This is a genomic window from Streptomyces bambusae (assembly GCF_020532645.1).
Classification (GTDB): Bacteria; Actinomycetota; Actinomycetes; order Streptomycetales; family Streptomycetaceae; genus Streptomyces; species Streptomyces bambusae.
In genome coordinates this window covers 101,892-120,586 of sequence record NZ_JAJAUZ010000004.1, presented here as the reverse complement: position 1 = coordinate 120,586, position 18,695 = coordinate 101,892, and the positions used below count along the sequence as shown (strand labels likewise).

20 protein-coding genes and 1 tRNA gene are annotated in these 18,695 nt (G+C 73.9%); 7 read left to right on the top strand and 14 right to left on the bottom strand.

Annotation, left to right across the window (positions count from 1 at the left end; translation table 11 throughout):
* Window positions 1–41 precede the first annotated feature (41 nt).
* Window positions 42–1,199, top strand: coding sequence for an agmatine deiminase family protein (locus LG634_RS04500; protein WP_226732270.1), 1,158 nt, complete (start codon window positions 42–44; stop codon window positions 1,197–1,199).
* Between the two features lie 130 nt (window positions 1,200–1,329).
* On the top strand, window positions 1,330–1,515 hold the full coding sequence (locus LG634_RS04495) for a hypothetical protein (RefSeq protein WP_226732269.1): 186 nt from the start codon (window positions 1,330–1,332) through the stop codon (window positions 1,513–1,515).
* Between the two features lie 6 nt (window positions 1,516–1,521).
* On the opposite strand, the gene LG634_RS04490 is transcribed toward LG634_RS04495, so the two are convergent.
* Window positions 1,522–1,770, bottom strand: coding sequence for a DUF6296 family protein (locus tag LG634_RS04490; RefSeq protein ID WP_226732268.1), 249 nt, complete (start codon window positions 1,768–1,770; stop codon window positions 1,522–1,524).
* Window positions 1,771–1,934: 164 nt separating this feature from the next.
* Here LG634_RS04490 and LG634_RS04485 point away from each other — a divergent pair, with 164 nt between their 5' ends.
* Window positions 1,935–2,273, top strand: a complete 339-nt coding sequence (locus tag LG634_RS04485) for a hypothetical protein (RefSeq protein WP_226732267.1) — start codon at window positions 1,935–1,937, stop codon at window positions 2,271–2,273.
* An 86-nt stretch (window positions 2,274–2,359) separates the two neighbouring features.
* Here the strand turns inward: LG634_RS04485 and LG634_RS04480 are convergent.
* Window positions 2,360–2,433: transfer RNA gene (locus tag LG634_RS04480), tRNA-Pro, on the bottom strand.
* Between the two features lie 116 nt (window positions 2,434–2,549).
* Here LG634_RS04480 and LG634_RS04475 point away from each other — a divergent pair.
* Window positions 2,550–3,077 (top strand): DUF309 domain-containing protein, encoded by a 528-nt coding sequence (locus tag LG634_RS04475; RefSeq protein WP_226732266.1) that lies wholly within the window; start codon window positions 2,550–2,552, stop codon window positions 3,075–3,077.
* On the opposite strand, the gene LG634_RS04470 is transcribed toward LG634_RS04475, so the two are convergent.
* Genes LG634_RS04470 through LG634_RS04455 form a run of 4 tightly spaced genes read right to left on the bottom strand, consistent with a single transcriptional unit; the run spans window position 3,057 to window position 6,370 of the window.
* Window positions 3,057–3,449 carry a VOC family protein gene (locus LG634_RS04470; protein ID WP_226732265.1) on the bottom strand — a complete coding sequence of 131 codons (393 nt, stop codon included), beginning with the start codon at window positions 3,447–3,449 and terminating at the stop codon, window positions 3,057–3,059. The two genes, LG634_RS04475 and LG634_RS04470, sit on opposite strands and share 21 nt — an antisense overlap.
* A 4-nt stretch (window positions 3,450–3,453) precedes the next feature.
* The gene (locus LG634_RS04465) at window positions 3,454–4,089 is read right to left on the bottom strand and encodes a LutC/YkgG family protein (RefSeq protein WP_226732264.1); all 636 of its coding nucleotides are present in this window, start codon (window positions 4,087–4,089) and stop codon (window positions 3,454–3,456) included.
* A gap of 35 nt (window positions 4,090–4,124) precedes the next feature.
* Window positions 4,125–5,567 carry a lactate utilization protein B gene (locus LG634_RS04460; protein ID WP_264202703.1) on the bottom strand — a complete coding sequence of 481 codons (1,443 nt, stop codon included), beginning with the start codon at window positions 5,565–5,567 and terminating at the stop codon, window positions 4,125–4,127.
* Window positions 5,568–5,584: 17 nt separating this feature from the next.
* Window positions 5,585–6,370: a (Fe-S)-binding protein gene (locus LG634_RS04455; RefSeq protein WP_226732262.1), complete on the bottom strand. Its 786-nt coding sequence runs from the start codon at window positions 6,368–6,370 to the stop codon at window positions 5,585–5,587.
* A 61-nt stretch (window positions 6,371–6,431) separates the two neighbouring features.
* Between LG634_RS04455 and cobF the strand changes: the two genes are divergently transcribed.
* The gene (cobF, locus tag LG634_RS04450) at window positions 6,432–7,184 is read left to right on the top strand and encodes a precorrin-6A synthase (deacetylating) (RefSeq protein ID WP_226732261.1); all 753 of its coding nucleotides are present in this window, start codon (window positions 6,432–6,434) and stop codon (window positions 7,182–7,184) included.
* A gap of 37 nt (window positions 7,185–7,221) precedes the next feature.
* Window positions 7,222–7,593 (top strand): hypothetical protein, encoded by a 372-nt coding sequence (locus LG634_RS04445; RefSeq protein WP_226732260.1) that lies wholly within the window; start codon window positions 7,222–7,224, stop codon window positions 7,591–7,593.
* On the opposite strand, the gene LG634_RS04440 is transcribed toward LG634_RS04445, so the two are convergent.
* The 3 genes from LG634_RS04440 to LG634_RS04430 form a co-directional block, all read right to left on the bottom strand.
* Window positions 7,580–7,894, bottom strand: coding sequence for a hypothetical protein (locus tag LG634_RS04440; protein ID WP_226732259.1), 315 nt, complete (start codon window positions 7,892–7,894; stop codon window positions 7,580–7,582). The two genes, LG634_RS04445 and LG634_RS04440, sit on opposite strands and share 14 nt — an antisense overlap.
* The gene (locus tag LG634_RS04435) at window positions 7,875–8,462 is read right to left on the bottom strand and encodes an RNA polymerase sigma factor (protein WP_226732258.1); all 588 of its coding nucleotides are present in this window, start codon (window positions 8,460–8,462) and stop codon (window positions 7,875–7,877) included. Before LG634_RS04435 ends, LG634_RS04440 begins: the two co-directional genes overlap by 20 nt.
* A gap of 151 nt (window positions 8,463–8,613) precedes the next feature.
* The gene (locus tag LG634_RS04430) at window positions 8,614–9,840 is read right to left on the bottom strand and encodes an MFS transporter (protein ID WP_226732257.1); all 1,227 of its coding nucleotides are present in this window, start codon (window positions 9,838–9,840) and stop codon (window positions 8,614–8,616) included.
* A 223-nt stretch (window positions 9,841–10,063) separates the two neighbouring features.
* Here LG634_RS04430 and LG634_RS04425 point away from each other — a divergent pair, with 223 nt between their 5' ends.
* Entirely contained in the window at window positions 10,064–11,062 is a 999-nt protein-coding gene (locus LG634_RS04425; RefSeq protein WP_226732360.1) for an ArsR/SmtB family transcription factor, read from the top strand.
* Between the two features lie 108 nt (window positions 11,063–11,170).
* Here LG634_RS04425 and LG634_RS04420 read toward each other — a convergent pair whose 3' ends face one another.
* The 5 genes from LG634_RS04420 to LG634_RS04400 form a co-directional block, all read right to left on the bottom strand.
* A complete protein-coding gene (locus LG634_RS04420; protein ID WP_226732256.1) occupies window positions 11,171–12,337 on the bottom strand; it encodes an aminotransferase class V-fold PLP-dependent enzyme in 1,167 nt (388 codons plus the stop codon).
* 1,025 nt (window positions 12,338–13,362) lie between these two features.
* A complete protein-coding gene (locus LG634_RS04415) occupies window positions 13,363–15,078 on the bottom strand; it encodes a glycoside hydrolase family 71 protein (protein WP_226732255.1) in 1,716 nt (571 codons plus the stop codon).
* Between the two features lie 206 nt (window positions 15,079–15,284).
* The gene (locus tag LG634_RS04410) at window positions 15,285–16,223 is read right to left on the bottom strand and encodes a helix-turn-helix domain-containing protein (RefSeq protein ID WP_264202702.1); all 939 of its coding nucleotides are present in this window, start codon (window positions 16,221–16,223) and stop codon (window positions 15,285–15,287) included.
* A 79-nt stretch (window positions 16,224–16,302) separates the two neighbouring features.
* Window positions 16,303–17,559: a hypothetical protein gene (locus tag LG634_RS04405; protein ID WP_226732254.1), complete on the bottom strand. Its 1,257-nt coding sequence runs from the start codon at window positions 17,557–17,559 to the stop codon at window positions 16,303–16,305.
* 152 nt (window positions 17,560–17,711) lie between these two features.
* Window positions 17,712–18,638, bottom strand: a complete 927-nt coding sequence (locus tag LG634_RS04400) for a cation diffusion facilitator family transporter (protein WP_264202701.1) — start codon at window positions 18,636–18,638, stop codon at window positions 17,712–17,714.
* Window positions 18,639–18,695 lie beyond the last annotated feature (57 nt).

The window sequence follows — 18,695 nt, the reverse complement described above, 5'->3', positions numbered from 1 at the left end:
CGGCCGCCCCCGCGCTCGTCCGCCCCACGATCGGAGCCCTCATGTTCGACTTCCTCCCCTCCCGCCGCGCGGCGCTGCGTACGCTCGCCGGGGCCGGCGTCCTCGCGCTCGGCGCCTCGGCGTGCGGGCCCGGCGACCCGGAGTCCTCGGACACGGCGGCCCTGGCCCGCTCGGCGCGCGCCGAGGGCGGCCGCCGGCTGCCGGCCGAGTGGGAGAGCCACGCCCGCACCTTCATGTCGTGGCCGGCGCTGGAGTCGGTGTGGGGCGAGGACCTGCCGTACGTCCGCAAGGACATCGCGCGGGTGGCGCGGGCCATCGCCGAGTACGAGTACGTCGTGGTGCTCGCCCGCCCGGACCAGCAGGCCGCCGCGCAGCGGGCGTGCGGCTCGCAGGTCGAGGTGCTGGCGCTGCCGGTCGACGACCTGTGGGCCCGGGACACCGTCCCGGTCTTCGTCGAGGAGGCCGGCAAGGTCACCGGCATCGACTTCAACTTCAACGGCTGGGGCAACAAGCAGCAGCACGGCAACGACGGCAAGGTCGGCCGGGCCCTGCTGTCGAAGTACCGGGTGCCCCGCGTGCAGGCCCCGCTGATCGCCGAGGGCGGCTCGTTCGAGACCGACGGCCAGGGCACCCTGCTGATCACCGAGAGCTCGATCGTCAACGACAACCGCAACCGGGGGAAGAGCCGGGACCGGATCGAGGCCGAGCTGAAGGACCTGCTGGGCATGCAGAAGGTCATCTGGCTGGCCGGCGTGCGCGGCGAGGACATCACGGACGCCCACGTCGACAGCCTCGTACGGTTCACCGAGCCCGGCGTCATCCTGCTGGACCGGGCGTTCCCGGGCACCCCGCCGGACTCCTGGTCCCGCTCGTCCGACCAGGCCAAGGCCGTCCTCGACCGGTCGACCGACGCCCGGGGCAGGCGCTTCGAGATCATCGACCTCCCGCAGCCCGACCCGGACCGGATCACCGGCTACAGCGACGACTTCCTGTCCACCTACGCCAACTTCTACGTCGCCAACGACGCTGTGTTCATGCCCAAGTTCGGCGACCGGAAGGCGGACGACCGGGCCCGCGGCATCCTCCGCGAGCACTTCCCCAAGCGGGACGTGGTCCCGGTGTCCATCGACACCATCGCCACCGGTGGCGGCGGCATCCACTGCGCGACCCACGACCAGCCGGGCAAGCCGGTCGACTGACCGGGCGGCGTCCCGGGCCCCGGCGGGCCCGCGGGCGCGCATGGCTGCGGCGGATCGGGGCAGACGCCCTGTCCGCAACCGTGCGCGCCCGTGCCGGGGTGCGCCCGCCCGACCGGAGGAGTCGATCGCGATGCCGTCATCCGGGAGTGGTCGCCGGCCGGCTGCCGGCCGCCCGCGCGCCGAGGCCCCGCCGGAGCCCTGGCGGGACTTCGGCACGGTCATGGAGGAGATGCTCGGCCTGCTGAGTGCCCGCCGCCCCGCCGGGCCGGGCCCCGGCGCGGAGGCCGAGGAGCCGCACCGCGCCCGCGCGGCATGACGGCGGTCAGGCGAGCGGGCGGACCCTGAGGACCCGGGCCGCCTGCTGGCCGCCCCCGGTCGCCAGCACCCGCACCTCCCCGCGGTCGCTGATCTCCGCGCGGACGATGCCGCTGCCGTCCTCGTAGACCGGATGGCCGCCGGGACCGGCCGCGGCCGTGCGGGTCATGCGCACGACGTCCTCGGCGGCACCGTCCGGCGCCGCGAACACCACCTCGTACTCCCGGACGTCCCCTGCTTCACGCGCGCTGCCCATGGCGGACCTCCTGTCGGGTCCAGTGTCCCGCGTCCGGAGCGCCCGCACCTGCCGCAGCCGTCGGCGCAGGGTTTCGGAGCGCGGCGCCCGGGACAGACGCCCAGGGTGAGCCGGGGTCCGGCAGACGTGCCGGGGGCCCGGGAGCCGACAGAACGCAGGCAGGCGTGAACGAGAACGAGGTCAAGCTCACCGCCATCGCCGCCCTGACCGCCACCCGGGCGGGCGCGGGTGACGACTACGTCTCCGACCTGCTGGGCGAGGCGATCCCGACCCGGTTCCAGGTGCCGGCCGACGCCACGGCCGCGGAGGCGGGCGGTGCGGTGCTGGAGCAGCTGTCCGAGCCGCTGAGCGCCCTGGTGAACGGCTTCCTCATGGCCTTCGAGGCCCTGGCCGACGCCCACGACGGCACCGACCCCCCGCAGACCAGCGCCCAGATCCTGCAACAGCTCGCCCTCACCCTGTCGCTGGAGGATCCGGAGGACCCGGGCGTCACCCGCACGTGACGGCGATGTCGGGCACCGGCCCGGAACACACGGAAGGCCGCCCTCTCACGGATGAGAGAACGGCCTCCGACCTGCGTACTCGCAAGTCGGGACGACAGGATTTGAACCTGCGACCCCTTGACCCCCAGTCAAGTGCGCTACCAAGCTGCGCCACGTCCCGGTGCCTGCTGACCTGGGGTTTCGCCCGGGTCGGCGTGCAGGAAGAACATTACCCCACGGCAGGGGGTGCGTGCGTACCGGTGATCGTTCGGGGCTGGGGCGGGCGAGAATGGGGGTGTGAGCGGGTCGGAGCGGCGGGATCGGGACGGGGCGGGGCGGGCGCGGAACGCGCGGCCCCGGGACGGGCTGGGGCGGCCGCTGGCGTACGGGGCGGCCGGGGTGGAGCGGCAGCCCGAGGGCGTCGTTCGGGCGCCGGCGGAGACCGTGCGGGAGGCGCAGCGGCTGCTGGACGCCGGGATGCCGTTCCACGCGCACGAGGTGTTCGAGGACGCGTGGAAGTCGCGGCCGACCGAGGAGGCGGCGCTGTGGCGGGCGCTGGCGCAGCTGGCGGTGGGGCTCACCCATGCGGCGCGCGGCAATGCGGTGGGCGGGGCGCGGCTGTTGCGGCGCGGGGCGCAGGGCCTGACGGGGGTGCAGGGGGCGTACGGGGAGGGCGCGTACGCCGGTGCGGGGCGCGGCCCGCACGGGTTCGACCTGCCGGGACTGGTGGCGTGGGCCGAGGGGTTGGCGGGACGGGTGGAGGCCGCCGCGGGGGCGGTGGACGCAGCGGCCGAGGCGCCGCGGCTACTCGGCGGGCTGGAGTAGGTCCCAGCGGTTGCCGTAGAGGTCTTCGAAGACGGCGACCGAGCCGTACGGTTCGTGGCGGGGCTCTTCCAGGAAGTGGACGCCGGCGCGGGTCATGCGGGTGTGGTCGGTCGCGAAGTCGGCGGTGTAGAGGAAGAAGCCGACGCGGCCGCCGGTCTGGTCGCCGACGCGGGCGCGCTGGGCGTCGTTCTTGGCGCGGGCCAGGAGCAGGGCGGACTCGGTGGCGCCGGGCGGCCTGACGACGACCCAGCGGGAGCCGTCGGGGCGGGGGGTGTCCTCGACGAGGTCGAAGCCGAGGGCCCGGGTGTAGAAGTCGATGGCCTCGTCGTAGTCGGTGACGACGAGCGCAGTCAGGGCGATATGCGTGGGCATGGGCTCATTGTGACCACACGAGGACGACATCCAGCGTGCGGGGGCCGTGAACGCCCTCCACTCGGTCGAGTTCGATGTCGCTGGTGGCGGAGGGCCCGGAGATCCAGGTGAGGGGCCGGGTGGGGTCGAGGCGTTCGAGGGCCTGCGGGACGGAGTCGACGACCTGGGCGGGGGCGTGGACGACGCAGACGTGGTGGTCGGGGACGAGGGTGAGGCGGCGGCGGCCCTGGGCGGGGCCGCCGTCGAGGACGATGGTGCCGGTCTCGGCGATGGCGAGGGCGCAGCCGGTGAGGACGGCGTCGGCGCGGTCGAGTTCGGCGGGGGTGTCCTCGGGCCGGTCGGCGAGGAGGACGGCGCCGGCCGCGGTGGCGGCGGCGAGCCAGGTGCCGGGCAGGCCGTCGGGGACCAGGACGCCGCGGGCTGCGGAGAGCAGCCGGGTGAGGGTGGCGGGCAGGCCGTCGGGGCCGGTGCGGTGGACCCGGGCGCGGTAGTCGGCGAGGTGTTCGGCGAGCAGGTCGGCGCACTGCTGCGGGCTCCGGTCGGCGTGCACCCGCAGGTAGTCGCGGGGTACGGGTGCGGCCGGCGGCGCGCCGGCGAGGGCGCGGCGGATCCGGGCGAGGACGACGTCACGGCCGGTCATGCGCGGGGCCCCGTTCGCGGAGGTGTCGTGGGCGGTCACCGCTGCGGCTCGCGTTCGCGTCGCCACCAGTCGCGGAAGGGCTCGGCGGGGACGGCGGGGAGGGCGCGGGTGTCGGTCCAGGCGCGGCCGGGGCCGGGCAGGTGGCGCAGGCGGCGGGCGCGGGCGAGGAGGCGTTCGGCGGTGTGGAGGGCGGTGGGCCGGTCGAGGAGGAGGCGGGCGGCGCGCACGGCGGCGCGTTCGGCGGCGTGGCCGCGCGCGGGCCTGATCCGGACCCGGGCACCGGCGCGGGTCACCGGCCCGCCCTGGACGATGCGTTCGCGGAGGTGGACGAGGACCTCGGGGATGTCGATGCCGACCGGGCAGACCTCGTAGCAGGCTCCGCACAGGGTGGAGGCGAACGGCAGCGAGGCGTCGATCCCGCTTGCGGTGCCGCGGAGCTGGGGGCTGAGGATGGCGCCGATGGGGCCGGGGTAGACGGAGCCGTACGCGTGGCCGCCGGCGCGCTCGTAGACGGGGCAGACGTTGAGGCACGCGGAGCAGCGGATGCAGCGCAGGGCCTGCCGGCCGACGTCGTCGGCGAGGGTGTCGGTGCGGCCGTTGTCGAGGAGCACCAGGTGGAAGGTGCGGGGGCCGTCGCCGTCGGTGGTGCCGGTCCACAGGGTGGTGTACGGGTTCATCCGCTCGGCGGTGGCGGAGCGCGGCAGGGTCTGGAGGAAGATCTCCAGGTCGCGGAAGGTCGGCACCACCTTCTCGATGCCGACGACGGAGATCAGCGTCTCGGGGAGGGTCAGGCACATCCGGCCGTTGCCCTCGGATTCGAGGACGACGAGGGTGCCGGTCTCGGCGACCATGAAGTTGGCGCCGGAGATGCCGACTTTGGCGCGGAGGAACTTCTCGCGCAGGTGCAGCCGGGCGGCTTCGGCGAGTTCCCGCGGGTCGTCGCCGAGCCCTTCGGGGGCCGGGCGGCCCCAACCTCCCATCTCCGCGCGGAAGATGTCGCGGATCTCGGACCGGTTGCGGTGGATGGCGGGCACCAGGATGTGGGAGGGCCGGTCGTGGCCCAGCTGCACGATGAGTTCGGCGAGGTCGGTCTCGTAGGCCCGGATGCCGGCCTCGGCGAGGGCTTCGTTGAGACCGGTCTCCTGGGTGGCCATGGACTTGACCTTGACGGCTTCGCGTTCGCCGGTGGCCAGCACCAGCTCGGTGACGATCCGGTTGGCCTCGGCGGCGTCGGCGGCCCAGTGGACGGTGCCGCCGGCGGCGGTCACCGCGGCCTCCAACCGGAGCAGGTACGTGTCGAGATGGCGGAGCGTGTGGTCCTTGACGGCGTGCCCGGCGGCGCGCAGCTGCGGGAAGTCCGCGAGCTCGGCGACGGCCCGGGCCCGCTTGTCGCGGATGGTGCGGGTGGCGTGCCGGAGGTTCGCGCGGAGCGTCGCATCGTGGACCGCGGCCCGGGCGGCCTCGGGAAACGCGGGCATGCCGAGGAAAGCACCGCTCACCACCGTGACCCCCGTTCTCGCAACGTCCCCGGCCACGGCCGCTCCTCCGTGGCCGCGAGGACCTCCGCAAGGTGCACGGCCCGCACGGCCTGCCCCCGACGGTCCAGCAGCCCGCCCAGGTGTGCAAGACAGGAGTTGTCGCCCCCGCACAGCACGTCCGCCCCCGAAGCCCCGACCGCCCGGACCTTGTCGACGCCCATGGCCACCGACACGTCGGGGTTCTTCAGGGCGAACGTGCCGCCGAAGCCGCAGCACTCCTCCGCCCCCTCCAGCTCCCGCAGTTCCAGCCCGCGGACCGCCGCGAGCAGCCGGCGCGGACGGTCGCCGAGCCCCAGTGCACGCAGCCCGTGGCAGGACGGGTGGTAGGCGACGCGGTGCGGGAAGTACGCACCGACGTCGGTCACGCCCAGCACGTCGACGAGGAACTCCGTCAGCTCGTACACCCGCGGCGCGAGCCCCGCGGCGAGCTCCGCGAGTTCCCCGCCGCGCCCCTCGGCCGCGGCCCGCCGCCCGATCCGCGGGTACTGCTCGCGGACCATCGCCGCGCAGGACCCGGACGGGGTGACCACGTACCGGTACCCCTCGAAGGCGCGCGCGGTGCGCCGTACCAGCGGCTCGGTCTCGTACCGGTACCCCGTGTTGTACACGGCCTGCCCGCAGCAGCTCTGCGCGGCGGGGAAGTCCACGGTCACGCCCAGCCGCTCCAGCAGGCGCACGACGGCGATGCCGGTGCCCGGGTACAGCGCGTCGTTGACGCAGGTGACGAACAGGGCGACACGCATGCCCGGAGGATAGCGGGACCTGACGGCACGGGCCGGGACCGCATGGGGCAGACTCGGCAGGGTGAGAAAGTTCTATGTCATCGGCATCGGCGCGGGCGACCCGGACCACCTGACCCTGCAGGCGGTCAAGGCGATCGCGGCCACGGACGCGTTCCTCATCCTGGAGAAGGGCGAGGAGAAGGCGGACCTGACCGGCCTGCGGCGCGCCATGCTGGCGGCACACGCCCGGCCCGGACACCGGCTGGTCGAGGGCCGCGACCCGGACCGCGACCGGACCCCGGCGCAGTACGCGCCGACCGTCGACGGCTGGCGCAGTGCCCGCGCGGAGATCTTCGAGCGGTTCATCGCCGAGGACCTCGCCGAGGACGGCACCGGCGCCTTCCTGGTGTGGGGCGACCCGTCGCTGTACGACTCGACGCTCGCGATCCTCGAAGAGGTCACCGAACGCGGCCGCGTCGCCTTCGAGTACGAGGTGGTCCCGGGCATCAGCAGCGTCTCGGCGCTGCTCGCGAAGCACCGTACGAACCTGAACCGGGTGGGCCGCCCGGTCCAGATCACCACCGGCCGACGGCTCGCCGAGGGCTGGCCGCAGGACGCCGACGACGTCGTGGTCATGCTCGACGCCCGGCACGCGTTCACCCGCCACCTCGACCAGGACCTCACGATCTACTGGGGTGCGTACGTCGGCACGCCCGACGAGATCCTGGTCTCGGGCAAGCTCGCGGAGGTCTCCGGGCGGATCGAGGAGCTGCGCACCGAGGCCCGCGCCCGCAAGGGCTGGATCATGGACACCTACCTGCTGCGCCGCGCGTGACGGCGGCGGCCCGGCGACCGGCACGGACGGAGCAACGATGACCCTGCACGCAGGCCTCCGGGTCCGGCTGGCGGTGGACCTCGCCCTGGGCGAGGCCGTCGCCGGGCCGTCGGGCGCCGCCGCCGGCTTCCTGTCGCTGGCGGCGGGCACCGAGGGCACCGTCGAACGGGTCGACGGGCAGCAGCCCGCCCACGGGGTCCGCGAGTACGAGCGCCTGCGGGCCCTCCTCGACGACTACGGCCACACGATGCCCGAGGAGAGCCGCAACCGCCTCGCGGAGGAGGTCGCCGCCCTGGAACCCGAGTGGACGGCGTTCCAGGCCCGCGGCGCCCGGGTGACGGCCCGAGTCCGCCTCGACAACGGCTTCGTCCTCGACGGCACCGACGAGGACGTCCTCACACCCGCCTGAGCCCCCGCCCCCTCACGGGCCCTTCCGGCCCCCCCGCCACGGTCAGGCTGCACTGCCCGCCCTCGCACGACCGCCGCAGCCGCCCCCGGGACACGGTCTGCGCCAGCCCCACCGCCCAGCACATCGGGCAGCCGCGCAGCGCGAACAGCCCGGCGGGCAGGAGCAGCAGACCGACCGGCCCCACCACCGGGAGCAGTGCGACCGCCCCGGCCAGTGCGCCGAAGCCGACCGCGCCGCGCGCCAGGTGCCGGGGCAGCGAAGCGCTCGCGTAGTCGGGCCCGTCAGTGGTCTTCGCGGTCACGGTCGCCTCCCGGGTCCGGTTCGTACGCGTACGTGTCGAGGAGGGTCTTGCGGACCGCGGCCCGCCCCCGGTGCAGACGCGACTTCATGGCCGCCGTGCCGATCCCGAGCGCCTCAGCGACGGCCCGACCGCTGTGGCCCTGCACGTCCCGCATCACCAGTACCAGCCGCTGGTCGGCCGGCAGGGCCGCGACCGCCGCCGCCACCCGGCCCGCGTCCAGCCGCCGCAGCGCCTCCGCCTCGGCCGACTCCGCCCGGGCCTCCGGCGCGACGTCCGGCGCCGGGACGTCCCGTACGAGGGTCCGCGCGCGCCGCAGGCACTCGTTGCGGACGATCCGGAACATCCACGAGGCCAGCGCGCCGGACGCCCGCAGCATCCCGATCTTGCGGTACAGGATGATCAGGGCCTCCTGCGCAGCGTCCTCGGCGTCCTCCGGAGTCGCGCACAACGACCGGGCGAACCGCTGCACGTTCGGATGCGAACCCGACACCAGTGCCGTGAGCGCGCCGACGTCACCGCGCTGCGCGGCGGCGACCAGCTGCTCCCCGGGCCACACCGTGTCAGCCACGCGCACCCCGCCGGCGCTTCAGGACCAGCATGCACGTGCACAGCAGCACGAGCCCGGCGGCAATTCCGATTCCCACGACCACCACAACCTCCTCGTCACGGGCCGGCGTTCGCCGGCACGGTGATAAGAGGCGCCGCCCCGGCAAAAGGATTCACCCCGCCCGCTCCCGGCTCTCCACCGGGGCCTCCTCCGCCACGGCCCGGGGACCCCGCCGGCCGAAGCCCGCGACCAGGTGCCGCGCCAGGGCCACCCCCGCCAGTCCGGCCACCAGCCCGCACACCGCAATCCACCCGAACCCGGTGTACGCCCGCACGCCCAGCCACGAACCGACCGTGCCGCCCAGGTACGCGCAGGTCATGTACGCCGTGTTGAGGCGGGCCCGGGCGTCGGGCCGCAGCGCGTACACCCGGGCCTGGTTGGCGACCATCCCGCACTGCATGGCGACGTCGAGCAGCAGTGTGCCCACGGTGAGCCCGGCCAGCCCGGTCACGCCCCCGAGCCCGCCGGCTGCGAGGACCGCCGTCGCCCCGAGGATGCCCAGCAGGGAGACGGTGTTCACGGGGTCGGACCCGTACCGGTCGACGAGCCGCCCGGCGTACGGCGTGCACAGCATGGTCACGCCGCCGACGAGTGCGAGCAGTCCCACGGCGTGCGCGCCCAGCCCGTACACGGGCCCGTCGAGCAGGAGCGCCACCGTGGTCCAGGCGGCCGAGAACCCGCCGAACGAAGCCGCCTGGTACAGGCAGGACCGGCGCAGCTCCGGCTCCGCCCGCAGCAGCCGCAACGGCTCGGCCAGGAACGACGCGTACGGCTGCCGGGCCGCCGCGCCCGCCCCGGTGTCCGGCACCGCGTACGCCATCACGCCCGCCAGCACCAGCACCACGACCGCGGCCACCAGGTACGGCGCCCGCCAGCCCAGCCACTCCCCCAGCACCCCGCTGAACGTACGGGCCAGCAGCATGCCGCCGGTGGACCCGCTGAGCAGGGTGCCGAGCACGGCGCCCCGCCGGTCGGGGGCGACCATCCCGGCTGCCATCGGCCCGATGATCTGCGCGGCCACCGTGGTCAGCCCGACGAGCGCACTCGCCGCGACCAGTTGCGGCAGCGCCGGCGCGAGCCCGGCGGCCAGCAGCGCCAGCCCGGTCAGGCAGAGCATCACGACGAGCAGCGTCCGGTGCCGGATCCGGTCCCCGAGCGGCACCAGGAACACCATCCCCGCCGTGTAGCCGATCTGGGTGCCGGTCACCACCAGCGAGGCCGACTCCTCCGACACCCCCATCCCCTCGGCGATGAGCGGCCCCACGGCCTGCGGAAAGTACAGGTTCCCGACCGCCACGGCGCAGGTGACGGCCAGCAGCAGCATCAACCGCCGGCTCACCGCCACCCCCCGCAGCACTGCGGGGCGAAGCAGGGAAGGCGCCCGGAGGCCGTCCGGGTCGTCGGGGCTCCGGTGATCGGCAGCGGTGTCTGCGGCGGCATCGGCATGCGCCCAGTCCACGGGACCACCCACCCCCCTGCCAATTGATGTAGCGTATTGCTTAATGATCACCACCTTCGGCACGGGCACCGGAACCGGCACGGGCATGAGCGTGGGCATGGGCATGGGCACGATCAGCTTCCAGCTGGGCGTCGAGGACCTGGCCGACACCCGGTTCGCCTTCTCCCCCCTGGGCGAGACCGTGCTGAGCCTGCGGGTACTGCGCGATCCCGGGATCGCCGCCCTCCACCTGCCGTGGCGCCGCTCCGTCCTCGCCCGGCTCGGCGCCCTGGACAGCGGGCTCCTGCTGTCGCTGGTCGCGAACCGCCTCACCCTCCCCGACTTCCTCACCCCGCGCCCGGCGTCCTTCGAGCCGGCCTTCGAGGAGGAACTGGCGGCCGTCCGTCGCACCCCGCCCGCCGTGGTCCGCCGCGACCTGCTGGCCGCGCACGCCCCGGACCCCCTCCCCTCCCCCCTGCACGCGGCGGCGACGGACGACGCCGGCGCCGCCGACCTCCGCGACACCCTGTGCGAACTCCTGCACCGCTACTGGCAGATCGCCGTCGCACCGTCCTGGCCGCAGATCCGCCGCGTCGTCGAGGCCGACATGACGTACCGGGCCCGCCGCCTGGCCCGCGGCGGCGCCCGCCTCCTCTTCGCGGACATGCACCCCCGGATCCGGTGGGAGGACGCCGGCTCCCGGGGCGTCCTCCACATCCACCGCACGGTCCTCGGCTACGAGGCCCAGGCGGCCGGCCGCGGCCTGCTCCTGGTCCCGTCCGTGTTCGCCCACAAGCCGGCCCCACCGGTCGACCCGCAGGAACCGCCCGGCCTCATGTACCCGAGCCGCGGCGTGGCGACGCTCTGGGAGTCCGCCCCGCCCCCCGCCGCCCCCGACCTGGTCCCCCTCCTCGGCGCCCCCCGGGCCCGCCTCCTGACCCTCCTCGCGGAACCCCTGGCCACCGTGGACCTGGCCCGCCGCCTGCACGTCACCCCCAGCGCCGTCTCCCAGCACCTGCGCGTCCTGCACGCCGCAGCCCTCGTCACCCGCACCCGCGAAGGCCGCCGCGTGCTCTACACCCGCACCCCCCTCGCGGACGCGCTCACGGGGGGCCGGGCGTAGCTGGCGGCCGGGCGTAGCGGACGGCCGGGCGTAGCGGACGGCCGGGCGTAGCCGGCGGCCGGCGGGACGGTCGACAAGTGCGCCGCGGGGACTCTCCGGGGGGTGTCCTCAGGCCCGGCGTTCGGCCTGGTGCCCGGCGATCAGGCGGGCCACGCCCTCGGCCAGCCGCTCGTACTCCTCCGGCCGGTTGTAGATCTGCCCGCAGACCCGCAGGCCGCCGCCGCCCGGCCACGCGAAGGTGTTCACCCGCGCGCGGAGCCGCTCGAAGACCTCGATGCGCAGCGCCCGCGCCGCGGCCTGGTCCTCGGCGAAGCCGGCCGGCAGCCGCAGGGCCCGCATCGCCACCTCCTCGCTGTACGGCAGCGGCACCAGCCCGGCGGTCTCGGCGAGCGCCGCACTGCCGTGCGCGGCCATCGCGCTGTTGTGCGCCCGCACCTTGTCCGCTCCGAGCCGGTTCAGCAGGTCGAGTCCCTCGGGGGCGGCGAGCCACCCGGTGTAGTCGGCGGTCGCCCGGTTCTCGACGTTCCGCGGGAACCCGTGGTGGTCCTCCCACGACGGTACGAGCGCCCGAACGGCCCCCCGGAACCGCGGAGCCACCGCGAGGATCGCGCTCCCGGACGGCGCGTACCCCCACTTGTGCAGGTTCCCGAACCAGAAGTCCGCCCCGCCGGCCAGCGGATCGGCCAGCATGCCCAGCGCGTGCGCCCCGTCGACCACGGTGATCACCCCGCGCTCGGCGAGCGCCGCCAGCAGCCGCGGCCCGGCCACGATCCGTGCCGTGGGCGAGGTGATGTGATCGAGCACGGCCACCTTCGTACGGGGCGTCACCGCCGCCAGGACGGCCTCGCAGACCGCGTCCTCATCGGGCAGCTCCAGTCCGAGCGCCACCGTCTGCAACGGCGCCCGGCGCGCGGCGGCCGCAGTGACCGTCCCGTACCCGTGGTCCGTCACGAGGATCTCGTCCCCGTCGTCGAGGGGCAGCGCGGCGATCGCGATGTTCGCGGCCTCGGTCGCATTGGACACGAACGCGATGCCGTCCGCGTCCGCCCCCAGCTGCGCGGCGACCCGCCCGCGGGCGCCCTCGATCAGGTCGGGGGCGCCGGTGAAGAAGGCGTCCGGGTCGGCCTCCACCTGCGCCCGCAGCCCGGCCTGGACGTCCAGCACGGGTATGGGCACGGCCCCGAACGACCCGTGGTTGAGATGCGCGATCTCGGGATCGAGCCGGAACAGTGCGCTGCCCTGCGGGAATTCGGCCACGGGATTCTTCTCGGTCACGGCGGTCGCCTCCGGAGTAGCGGCATTCGTTGTTCGTTCAGCCGGTTGAACGCGGCCGCCCGGGTGGGGGCGGGGCGTTCGCTTGCGATCATGCCAGTTCGCTGCGCTTGGCTTGTGGGGGTTCGGGGCTGCCCGTGCCGGGCGCGGTCTCCGTGTCCGACTTGCCGCCGGTGGGGTGTCGCGCGGCCGGCGGGGGCCGGGCCGTCATCGGCGGCCTTCCCCCGCCGGGGGTGCCCCGCGCTTCGCGCGGGCGTGTTCTCCCACCCGCACCACCCGTGCAAGGCATCCGGATGCGGAGCCGCTGGTGGGTGGTTCGGCTCTCGTTGGCGGCCGTCCCCCGCCGGAGGGGGTGGGCCCCTGACGGGGCCGGATGGGCCGCTCAGCGCACTTTATTGACGGCAAGCGCGAGCCGCTCCCGGGACGGGCAGGCGCCCGCCAGAAAACCGCAGGTCACAGCGCTGTCCACGCCCGCGGACGGCAGACGCCCGGCGGGGTGCACACGCAGCGATCGCGGGCGGCTTATGTCCGACCACGGCCGGCCCGGCGGCCGCCATACGGAATTGGCTGCGTAGCGATCGTGGGCGGCCTGTGCCCAGCCGCTGACCGGCCCGGCGGCCGCCGGGCCGGGGCGACTTCGTAGCGATCGGAGGCGCAGGCTGCGCCCGCACCCCGCAGGACTACCGGACACGCCACGGCCGCACCCGTCCCCCTGCCCGCCCCTCCCCCTCCGGGGGGTGGTCGCAGGTCTGGACACCGGCGGCACGGTGGCCGGAGTCAAGGGTGGCCCGAAGGGCCATCGCGCAGCGACGCGAAGCGCCCTTGACGCCGGCCACCGTGCCGACCACACCATCAGACCAGCGGGCAACCCCCGGAGCCCCCACAACCCCGCCCGGCCCCGCCACCGCCAACCCCAGACCCCGCCCCACCCCGGGGGCGGAGGGCAGATCCGGTCCCGCAGCGACGGGATAGGGGGAGAAGGAACCCCGCGCAAGCGCAACACCCCCACGCAACACCCCCCGCCCCTCCTACCCCCTCCCCCCACTGACCCCGTAATACTGCAGGTCCTGCACTGCAACCACCCTCGACACCGCGTACCGCGACCGGACCTCGGCCACCTTCCGCCCGTTCCTGCTCGCCGTGGCCGAGCTCAGCCCGCTCCTCAGCGGGATCAGTTCCGCGTGCACTCCACCGGGGGCCCGGTGGCTGCCCGCAGTTCCGCCGACCTTGGTGCCGACCGTCGCGGGTGACTTCAGGAAGCTGAGGATTTCCACCCGGTCGCGGGCCGCCGCGGACCCGCCCCTGACGGACATCACGAGGGACTGCCGTCCCGTCGGGTCGGCCGAGGCGAACTGGACGCGGGACGTCAGGTACAGGGTGTCCCGGAGGATCTTCGGCCAGGTGCCGGTCTTGAAGCGGGTCAGGTAGTAGGAGGTGAGGTCCAGGTAGGTGTGCCCGTTGTGGAGCGAGGGTGCGAAGTGGCTGCCCTCCGAGTAGTCGTTCCACGTCGTCAGCTGGACCCAGTCCGCGCCGTCGTCGATCGCGTGGTTCCAGGTGGCGCGCAGGGTGGCCGTGTTGCCGGCCTCGTCGTAGATGCCCTGGTTGGGCCGGGCGTCCTGTACGGACACCGGCTGCATCCACTTCTTCCCCATCCCATGGGCCCGCCGCACGTCGCGGCTGGCGCTCTCCTGCCCGACGTACGACCGGCTCCCCCACTCGGAGAACCCGTAACTGATGGGGGCGAACTCCCCGCTGTGGGCGCCGAAATCGAGGAAGAGCGGCACGAACGCCGTCCGAATTCCGTGCCGTTGCTTCAGTTCCGCCATGAACTGGCGCCACCAGTCCACCGACTTCGCCTCCGCCTTGAACGGCGAGACGACGAGCCGCCCGTCGCCCAGCCGGTGCGCTGCCGGCGAGGCCGCCAGCTTCGCGACCGCATGGGCGAGGCCGGCCGGGTCGGTGTTCAGCGACGTCATGTCCGGCATCAGCATGATCTTGAACCGGGAGTCCACGGACCGTGCTGCCTCCAGCAGCATCACGGACCGTTCCCAGTTCTTCCCCGACAGCGACAGCATGTCGAGGGTGAAGCCGTCGAGCCCGGCGTCGCGCGCGGTGCGCACTTCTTCCTTCAGGTTGGCCAGTTCCCAGTTACCGGCCTTCGGCGCCACCGGCAGCGGCCGGTCGCGCAGCAGTCCGCCGTACCGCTGATGCTTCCCGCTCTCTCCCGCCGGGTTGAGGTAGTTGCGCGTGTAGTAGTCGCGCTCGGAGCGGGCGTTGTCCAGGGACAGCGGGTAGGGGGTGAAGTAGTGCGCGAAGACCAGTTTGCCGCTCTTGCGCAGTTCGGCGGCCGGCGGCAGGTTGAACGGCAGCGCCTCGCTGGGCCGCCGCGTCCCGTCGGGTGTGCCGCCGGGCGGCTCGGTGGGCGGCACCGTACGGCCGGGCCGGCTCGGGCCGCCCGACGCGCCCGGCTTCGGGTAGGAGGTCACCTCGCCCGGTCCGCCGCCGCGCCCGTCGCCGGGCCCGGTGGACCAGGGCTGTCCGATCTCCGGTTCCGCCCGGTCCTTCCTCTCCCCGCTCCCGCCGGCCGGGAACGGGTCCCAGGCGATTCCGGTGGCGGCGAACGCGCCGACGAGCAGGAAGCCCGCGATGAGGAAGGCCAGCAGCGACCGCTTGCCGCCCGCGCCCTTGCGCCGGTGTGAGGAGGGCCGTCTCCGGCCCCGTCGTTTCACCGGATCCGCGCTCATCGTGCCTCCCGGGGCTCGCGTGCAAAAACTCGGTCATGCGCCGCCTCGGTCCGGTCCCGCGTACATGACGGGGCGGGGTCCTGGGCACGCATTCCTGCATATGCCTGCCTGGCAGACACGGCAGCAGTAGATCGGATTAACGCCCGGCAAACAACCGTTCTCTTCCCCGGCGGCCCCCGGCACGTACGTCACGGGGACCACGCGTCCTACGCCTCGCCACCCGCCCGGAAGCCCTCCGGCCCCACTTCGGTCCCCCGCTCCAGCGCTGCCCGCAACCAGCCGTGCGCGGCCCCCATATTGGGTTCCGCCGCCTCACCCGGCACCCCTGCCACCTGCGCCGCCAGGTCCCAGTACCGGTCGAGGAACGGATCCGAGCTGCGGTCCAGCAGCTGCCCCAACTCCAGCCGGAACCCGGGCGTGTCCTTCACTCCCCGGGCGTCTGCGTGCGCCCCGACGAACGCATCCAGCGAGGCGCCGTCCCCCGGTGCCCGCCCGGCGCGCAGCTCCCCCGCCGCGATGTCGTACGCCTGCCCGAGTCCGCCGTACAGCACATCCGGGTGCAATTCGCCCTCGACCCCGCGCACTCCGGGGCGGCAGGAGGCCAGGAACGGCAGCACCTCCGCCACCAGTGCATGGAGGCGCGCGAATGCCAGCACCTGCTGCGGAGTCGGGTCCGAGGGCGGCTGCGGCACCGCCGCTTCGACGATCGCGGACCGCAGTCTCACCGACAGCCGCGGCGGCAGCAGCCCTCGCCAGAACCCGGCCATCACATCGGTGCTGGGCGGCGCGGAAACCGCCCCCACCAACCTCAGCCGCTCGGCCCGTTCACCCGGCGGGGCTGCGTGGACGATCTGCAGGGCGGCCTCGCGCCAGCGCAGCGCCGTGAGTTGCGATCCCACGTCGCGCAGCCGGTCGGCGATGACGTCCTCGAGCACGTCGTCCTTGAGGTCGTCCCGCTCCAGCACCCGGCCGACGTCGGACACCGGCAGGTCGAGGGTGCGCAGCGACCGGATGAGCAGCAGCCGGTCCAACGCCGGTTCCCCGTAGCGGCGGTGGCCACCGCCGCTCCGTCCCGCCTCGGGGAGCAGTCCGGCATCCGAGTAGAACCTGACCGCCTTGACGGTCACCCCGGCACGCTCGGCCAACTCCCCAATACTCCAAGCAACTTCACCGACCTCGGCCACCACGGCGCACGCACCCCCCTCAGCGGCCCTCCACCGTACGTCACCCGGCAGCCGGGTGGTCCTTCTCGTAGTTGGTCAGCACGCACCCGTCCACCAGGGACTTCTCCACGCGGTAGCCGGACGGGGCGCCGAAGCCGGGTTCGCAGTTCAGGTAGAGGAACTGGGCCTGGTAGAGCCCGAACCGCACGGACGGATCGGTGGCCTCCACGGCGACGTTGCCGCCGAGCATCAGCTTGGCGGTGGTGGCCTCGAGCCGGCCGTCCTTGAGGTCTTCCTGCTGGGCGTCCCTCGCCTTCGTCTGGAGCACCTTCATGTCGCGCACGGTGCTGAGCCAGTTGAGGTTGTGGGCGCGCCGGGCGCCGCCGAGCTGTCCGCAGATCGCGCGGTCCTTGATCCCCCAGGAGCGCCAGTCGTCATCCGTGACGGCCGGGTTGTAGTCGATGGAGCGCACCCCGATCGACTCGGCGTCGGTGTACATGTTGGTGCAGTCGACCAGGTTCGGGTGGACGAGCTTCTTCAGTTCGGCGAGGCTGCCGGCCTGTGCGAGGCCGCCGGTGCCCTGCTTCGGCTGCCCGAGTTCGCCCGAGGGGCCCTGCTGCGGCCGGTCGAAGTTGGGGCTGCCCTCGTCGTTCTCGGCACCCACCCAGTCACTGAGGACGCAGTGCTCGACGAGCGCCTTCTCCTTCTTGTACTTGCGGGGCACTCCGAAGAAGGGGTTGCACGTCAGGACCCGCAGGTCGGACTTGGCGAGTTCCAGCGCCGTGCGGGTGGAGGTGGGGGTGACGGCGAAGTGCTTGCCGACGAAGACCCGGCTCATCATCCCGTAGTCGGTGTCGCCGGCGTCGATCCGCTCGCGGACGCGCTTCTTGTATCCGGCCTGGAAGGCCTTCATGTCCGAGGTCATGTAGAAGATCAGCTCACCGTCCTCGACCCGGTCGCTGCACACGCCCCGCTCGGTGACGCCCCACCGGCCGACGTTGGTCAGGTCGGTCAGCGGCAGCCGCGAGTCCGTGGGCGCGTTCGAGAGGTCCTCGCACTGGGCCCGCCACTGCCGCACGTACCGCTGTGCGTCCTCCAGCGTCCGTACGTCGTCCAGCCCGCTCCGTCCCGCGGCGGCCGCTCCCCCTCCGGTCGCACCGGCGGCACCGGCGGCCGTTGCCGGGGACGCCGAACGGGCCGGCGCGGCGGCGGTGCCGTCGGCGGCGACGGAGCCGGCCTGCGTGTCACGGCACCCGGTGACGGTGGTGGCGAGGGCGGCGAGGAGGGCGGTCGCGGTGAATATCCGCTGGTTGCGCATCGGGGTGTCCTGGAGGGCTGGGCGGCGGCTGGGGTGGGGGGAGCGCCCAATGCTAGGTAGACATCCGACACATGATCAAATCACTTGGCTTCAAGCGACATTGGAGCGCAGCACAGGGCGACGCCACCCCTACCCAACGCTACGCGCACCGCCTACTCGTGCAGCACGTGCACCGCTTCCCGGTGCCCCGCGGGTTCCAGTTGCAGCGTCGAGTGGGCGAGGTCGAAGTGGTCGCCCAGGCAGGACTGGAGCCGGGTGAGCAGGTGGCCGTGGTCCTCGCTGCGCAGGGTGGCGTCGGCGACGACCACGTGGGCCGTGAGTACGGGCATGCCGGAGGTGACGGTCCAGGCGTGCAGGTCGTGTACGCCGACCACGCCCGGCTCCTCCAGCAGGTGCCGCCGCACCTCGGCGATGTCCATGTCCTGCGGGGTCGCCTCCAGCAGTACGTGGGTGGCGTCGCGTAGCAGCCCGTACGCGCGGGGCACGATCAGTACGCCGATGACGATCGAGGCGATGGGGTCGGCCGTCTGCCAGCCGGTGAGGAGGATGACGAGGCCTCCGACGATGACGGCGACGGAGCCGAGGGCGTCGCCGAGCACCTCCAGGTAGGCCCCGCGCAGGTTGAGGCTCTGGTCCTTGGCGTCGCGCAGCAGCCACAGTCCGACGAGGTTGGCGGCGAGACCGAGGACGGCGATGGCGAACATCAGCCCGCCCTTGACCTCGACGGGTTCGCTGAACCGGCGGATCGCCGACCACAGCACCCAGACGAAGATGCCGAGGAGCAGGAGGGCGTTGAGGACGGCGGAGAAGATCTCGACGCGGTAGAAGCCGAAGGTGCGGCGGGGGGTGGGGGCGCGTTGGGCGAGGGTGACGGCGCCGAGGGCGAGGGAGACGCCGACGGCGTCGGTGAGGCTGTGGGCGGCGTCGGCGAGCAGGGCGAGGCTGCCGGAGATCAGGGAGCCGATCACCTGGATGAGGGTGATGGCCGTGCTGATGCAGATGGTCCACACGAGCCGTTTGCGGTGGCCGCCCGTGAGCGTGCCGCCTGCTGCGGTGGGAGCGCCGTGGTCGTGACCCATGATCACATCGGACCACGCCCCACCCGGTTCCGCCTCCCCTCACGACCCGCCGGCGGA

Excerpts from the sequence above, each read along its gene's own strand:
- LG634_RS04500 (WP_226732270.1), top strand. The coding sequence starts at position 42 with ATGTTCGACTTCCTCCCCTCCCGCCGCGCGGCGCTGCGTACGCTCGCC.
- LG634_RS04495 (WP_226732269.1), top strand. The coding sequence starts at position 1,330 with ATGCCGTCATCCGGGAGTGGTCGCCGGCCGGCTGCCGGCCGCCCGCGC.
- LG634_RS04490 (WP_226732268.1), bottom strand. The coding sequence starts at position 1,770 with ATGGGCAGCGCGCGTGAAGCAGGGGACGTCCGGGAGTACGAGGTGGTG.
- LG634_RS04470 (WP_226732265.1), bottom strand. The coding sequence starts at position 3,449 with ATGCCCACGCATATCGCCCTGACTGCGCTCGTCGTCACCGACTACGAC.
- LG634_RS04465 (WP_226732264.1), bottom strand. The coding sequence starts at position 4,089 with ATGACCGGCCGTGACGTCGTCCTCGCCCGGATCCGCCGCGCCCTCGCC.
- LG634_RS04460 (WP_264202703.1), bottom strand. The coding sequence starts at position 5,567 with ATGCCCGCGTTTCCCGAGGCCGCCCGGGCCGCGGTCCACGATGCGACG.
- LG634_RS04455 (WP_226732262.1), bottom strand. The coding sequence starts at position 6,370 with ATGCGTGTCGCCCTGTTCGTCACCTGCGTCAACGACGCGCTGTACCCG.
- LG634_RS04445 (WP_226732260.1), top strand. The coding sequence starts at position 7,222 with ATGACCCTGCACGCAGGCCTCCGGGTCCGGCTGGCGGTGGACCTCGCC.
- LG634_RS04425 (WP_226732360.1), top strand. The coding sequence starts at position 10,064 with ATGGGCACGATCAGCTTCCAGCTGGGCGTCGAGGACCTGGCCGACACC.
- LG634_RS04415 (WP_226732255.1), bottom strand. The coding sequence starts at position 15,078 with ATGAGCGCGGATCCGGTGAAACGACGGGGCCGGAGACGGCCCTCCTCA.
- LG634_RS04405 (WP_226732254.1), bottom strand. The coding sequence starts at position 17,559 with ATGCGCAACCAGCGGATATTCACCGCGACCGCCCTCCTCGCCGCCCTC.
- LG634_RS04400 (WP_264202701.1), bottom strand. The coding sequence starts at position 18,638 with ATGGGTCACGACCACGGCGCTCCCACCGCAGCAGGCGGCACGCTCACG.